Here is a 5,301-nt window from a genome sequence, read left to right on the forward strand (position 1 = left end):
TAAAAACTAAAGGAAAATGAACCAAAAAATAGATCCATAACTAACATAAACAATGAAAATAAGAAAAAAAAATATAAATTTTAGATTTAAAAAGTCAAAATTGAAATCTAAAAATGAAAAGAGCATTATGCAACGGTCTTAGATTGTCATAGCAAAGGTAGACACTTAAAAAAGTCTATATAGAAAAGAAGTCCTAAAAAATGGGTTCTTTGTACAAAAAACCTACTTAACGACCAGTCATTAATCATTAAAAGCAATACTCATATTAATTTCTTTAACAATTATTTCACTCAGTGCTTTGACGTTTAATTGATATAATGTAGCGAAACTATCCTGAGATATAATTTTCGGATTTGAGGTAATACTAAAAAAGCCCCAAACTGGAGCTTTTTTTAGTGTCTTATTTTATCATTTGAAACCAAGTCGATGTACAAATTGATTTGAGTTTTTAACTTTTTCCTTTCGTAAATAGCATCTAAGAAACCGTGCTCTAATAAAAATTCAGAACGTTGGAATCCTTCAGGTAAATCCTTTCCAGTAGTGTCTTTGACAACTCGAGGACCTGCAAATGCAATTAAAGCATTAGGCTCAGCAATGTTGATATCTCCTAACATTGCAAAAGAAGCTGTAATTCCTCCTGTAGTAGGATCTGTACACAATGAAATATAAGGGACTTTTGCATTCGCTAATAGAGTGAGTTTTGCAGAGGTTTTTACCATTTGCATTAGAGAGAAAGGAGCTTCTTGCATTCGTGCTCCTCCTGATTTAGAAATCATCAAAAATGGAATTTTATGTTTGATTGAATAATCGATAGCTCTTGCTATTTTCTCTCCTACAACACTTCCCATAGACCCGGCAATAAAGGCAAAATCCATACAAGCAATAACCAAATTTTTTCCAAGTGATTTTCCAACGGCAGTTCTAACAGCGTCTTTTAATTTTGTTTTTTCCTGAGCATCTTTTAATTTGTCTAAGTATGATTTTGTATCAGAAAACCCTAAAGGATCAGCTGATTCTAAAGAAGCATTTAGTTCCTTAAATTTATTGTCAAATAAAATTTCAAAATATTCTGCACTACCAATTCTTACATGGTATCCGTCCTCACGACTAACATAAAGATTTTGCCTTAAATCCTCAGTGTCAACTATTTTCCCACTAGGAGTTTTGTACCATAAACCTTTCGGCACATCCTTTTTAGCTTCCGTAGGGGTGCTGATTCCTTTATCTATTCTCTTAAACCAAGCTGACATAATTTATACTGTTTTATAGTGGGGTCAATTTACTAAAAAAATAAAGAGAAACTGAAGTTATTTCAGTTTCTCTTTATGTAAAATAGATTTATGTATTGACTATTAAAGAGTGTCTACATTGTTAAGGTCTTGGAAAGCTTGAATCAAACGAGTTTTTAAAGTAGCCTCCCCTTTACGCAACCAAACTCTTGGATCGTAATATTTTTTATTAGGTACTTCAGCTCCTTCTGGGTTCCCAATTTGAGTTTTTAAGAAATCTACATTGTCTCCGAAATAATCTCTGATTCCTTCCATAAATGCAAATTGTAAATCTGTATCGATGTTCATTTTGATTGCTCCGTAAGAAATAGCCTCTCTAATTTCTTCAACAGAAGATCCAGATCCACCGTGGAATACGAAATCAATAGGGTTACTATCTAAACCGTGTTTCTCTTCGATATATTTTTGAGAGTTGTCCAAAATTTTAGGAGTCAACTTAACGTTTCCTGGCTTGTATACACCATGTACATTCCCAAAAGCAGCAGCAATAGTAAATCTAGAAGAAACTGAAGATAATTCTTCATAAGAATAATTTACTTCTTCTGGTTGAGTATATAATTTAGATTCATCCACGTCAGAGTTATCTATACCATCTTCTTCTCCTCCTGTAATTCCTAATTCAATCTCTAAGGTCATTCCCATTTTATCCATACGCGCTAAATATTTTTTACAAATAGCGATATTTTCCTCTAATGGCTCTTCAGATAAATCAATCATATGAGAAGAAAATAATGGAGCTCCAGTTTCAGCGAAGTGCTTTTCAGAAGCATCTAATAAACCATCAATCCAAGGTAATAATTTTTTAGCAGCATGATCTGTATGTAAAATTACAGGTACTCCGTAAGCTACAGCCAATTCATGTACATGTTTTGCTCCAGCAACTGCTCCAGCAACTGCTCCTTTTTGGTCAGTGTTATCTAATCCTTTACCAGCATTAAAAACAGCTCCTCCATTTGAAAATTGAATAATAACAGGTGCATTTAATTCTTTCGCTGTTTCTAAAACAGTATTGATCGCATTGCTCCCTATTACGTTTACAGCTGGAATTGCAAATTGTTTTGCTTTTGCCAACTTAAAAATTTCTTGAACTGCATCTCCTGTAGCAACTCCTGGTTTGATATTGTGACTCATGGTTTTTATATTTTAATAAAAATTTGAAACAAAAATAAGAATTTTAAATGATTAAATACAGAGTTTAATTAAAGATGCTTAGCTAAAAAAGCGAAATCGTTGTAGAAAACTGTCTGTTTTCTCCTCTTATATTTCAGTAAATAGATCTAGAAAGGATAGTTTATACCAATATTGATAACAGAACTGTCCAAATCATAGTTCTTAAACCATCTATCACCCTCAATATTAGGCTCATAGGTCTTAAACCCAAGATCCATTCTAAAAATAAAAAAACTGAAGTCATAACGAATACCAAATCCAGTACCAATTGCACTGTTTTTTAAAGAAGCTAAACCTGTAAACTTCTCATCTGATTGAGATAATTCAGAATCTGTGATGTCCCATATATTTCCTGCATCTATAAATAAGGCGCCTTTTATGCTTTTTGTGATTCCAAATCGATATTCTAAATTCGCAATCAATTTAAGACTTCCTACGTTGAATTCTAAGCCACTGTTGTTTGACCCTGGTCCAAGTTCATATGTTTTATAAGCCCTAATATCACTTGAACCACCAATAAAATAACTACTGGTAAATGGAATGTCGTCTGAATTCCCATAAGGAACTGCAATACCAGCGAAAGTACGGAATACTAAAACATTAGATTTTGGTAAGCCCCAATATTTGATGAATTCAAAATCAGTTTTGGTGTATTGAGCAATTGGTGTATCTGCAAATGTTTTTACTCCATCAATCTCATTTTTTGTTAGTGCACTCATCAGAGAACCTACATTTGCTATTTTTGCTCTAAAAAAAACATAATTTTCATCCTTAAAGTCAGTTTGAGAACTGTAAGTAAACGAGTAAGTAATGGCAGGAATTACATAATCTGTTGTAATGATTTCATTTCTCTTTTCAATATTTTTCACTTCTTGATATGCGTCAGGATCTGTTGCTTGGAATTCCTGATCAATATTATCATCAACAAACTGTAGCGCGTTGTCTTCTGTTAATGCATAGTCTGGAAAATATTCTTCTTGTATAGTTGTCAGATCAGAATACTCCGAAGAATAAATGTAAAAATATTGATCTTTGTTTAAGTTTTTTACATATTGTCCATTGATAGGTTCAATAATGTGTTTTGTTCTTTTGTTTGGTGTCCAAGAGTATTCTATAAATGTGGTGAATTTTTGTTTGTCTAATCCAATGTTTTTTTGGAAGCTACTACCAATGGAAAAAAGTGTTTTTGGTGCCATTTTTTTGTCAATAATACTAGAACTGCCAAAGGGGAAAACAATTCTAGGTACTTCAATCGAGGCATCGGCGCTTAGCTCCCAAGAACTAAAAGATTTATCATTTGTGTCTCCAACGTTTTTTGCAACGTCAAATATGGATCCTTTAAATGTTAATTTAAAAATTTCAGCGTTTCTAAAGGAATTTCTATTGATAAAGGAAAACCCACCTGCAAAGCCTAGTTGTTTTATATTGGAATGAATGACCTCGGTATTCATACTAATAGAGTATTTTTTCATCGGTGTTAATATAATGGTAGCGGCGAGTTCTTTGTCGTTTATTTCGGAATATTTAATTTTCACCATCTTGAAATTTTTCAATAATTTCAAATGTTTTCTTGTCAGACTACGTGTACTATCTTTATAAATATCTCCAGGCTCGATGAAAATCGCATTTAAAAGAGCCTTTGGATGGTATTTTAGTTTGTCATGTGAATAAAAGTGAAAACCATTATATACAGTAGTGTCCTTGAAAGATTCATTTATTCTATCATAACTATAATCCGTAAATATTCCTATTTTAGTTATTTTTTGAATATTTAAAGGTTTCGTTTCGATAATCCCTTCATTTTCTATAAGTCGATTTGTGATTTTTAAAATTACATCTGTTTTATGATTCGTAGCTACATTATCTATGTCATAAAATCCGATTTGGTTTTGAGAAAAATGATAGATTCCAGCATTTCTAAAGGTACGTGTCAATCTATCGGCTTCATTTCTGAAATTCATATCTTTATAAATGTCTCCCGACTTCAAGAAAGAGTTAGATTTTGTGTTTTGATAAATGGAGTCTAAAGTTTGAGAATCGATAATTGTACGGATGCTATCTAAACGAAATGGTGTGTTTTTAACAATGTTATAATTAATATCTGCCTTTTTTATTTTTAAATGAATATCATAATCTACCTCGGCATTAAAATAACCATTATTAAAATAATAAGTTCTAAGTTTTTCTGTTGTTTGGGCGGCTTTGATTTCATTGAGAATTACGGGAGCTTGCCCCCCCATTAAAAACCAACGATTTAAATTTTTATAGGATTCTCCTATTCTCACTGTTTGTTTTTCAGAGAATATCTTGTTAAAAGTATTGATAGTTTTTGGATTGTTTTCAAAGAAGTTGTCGTGAAATTGTTCATATGCTATATTTCCTCTATTGTAAAAGTGTAGGGAAAACGGAATTCCTAAAAATGTGCTGTTAGGTCTTTGAATTATATAGTCTTTTACTTCGTTATCAGTCTTGTTCTTATCATCTATATGAATTTTGTTTTTAGACAACAAAAACTGACCTTCTGGAACATATTTGGTAGCCTTACAGGCATTGAAAACCAAAAGGATTCCAATATAGTATAAAAACGATATGTTAAAATTCATAAACAACAATAAGTTGATTTAGTAATTTCCAAAAATAGTGATTTTGGATGGTTAAATCATTGCTTCTTTTTACAGTTTGAATTAGTTTTCTGAGTTATACGCCTAGTGTCTGTTTTATGTTTTTTTGATATTTAGGTTTTTGTAGTACCATTCTAAGAATTGTTTTATGAAAAATGGATTCTTTGTATTGTGACCTATTAATTCTAAAACAAAATTTATCAAAATATGCTTGTATATGC

Annotated in this window: 3 protein-coding genes and 1 pseudogene; all 4 read right to left on the bottom strand. The window is 31.6% G+C overall.

Annotated elements, in window-relative coordinates; all coding sequences use genetic code 11:
• Positions 1-392: 392 nt before the first annotated feature.
• On the bottom strand, positions 393-1,250 hold the full coding sequence (gene accD, locus V5787_RS00990) for an acetyl-CoA carboxylase, carboxyltransferase subunit beta (RefSeq protein WP_336891425.1): 858 nt from the start codon (positions 1,248-1,250) through the stop codon (positions 393-395).
• Between the two features lie 102 nt (positions 1,251-1,352).
• Complete coding sequence (gene fbaA / locus V5787_RS00995; protein ID WP_336891426.1) at positions 1,353-2,420, bottom strand: class II fructose-bisphosphate aldolase; 1,068 nt, start codon at positions 2,418-2,420, stop codon at positions 1,353-1,355.
• A 146-nt stretch (positions 2,421-2,566) separates the two neighbouring features.
• On the bottom strand, positions 2,567-5,062 hold the full coding sequence (locus V5787_RS01000; RefSeq protein WP_336891427.1) for a BamA/TamA family outer membrane protein: 2,496 nt from the start codon (positions 5,060-5,062) through the stop codon (positions 2,567-2,569).
• A 94-nt stretch (positions 5,063-5,156) separates the two neighbouring features.
• Positions 5,157-5,301: pseudogene (locus V5787_RS01005) on the bottom strand (IS1595 family transposase); the annotation flags it as partial.

Origin of the sequence: Flavicella sp. (assembly GCF_037132785.1) — a bacterium.
GTDB lineage: Bacteria > Bacteroidota > Bacteroidia > Flavobacteriales > Flavobacteriaceae > Flavicella.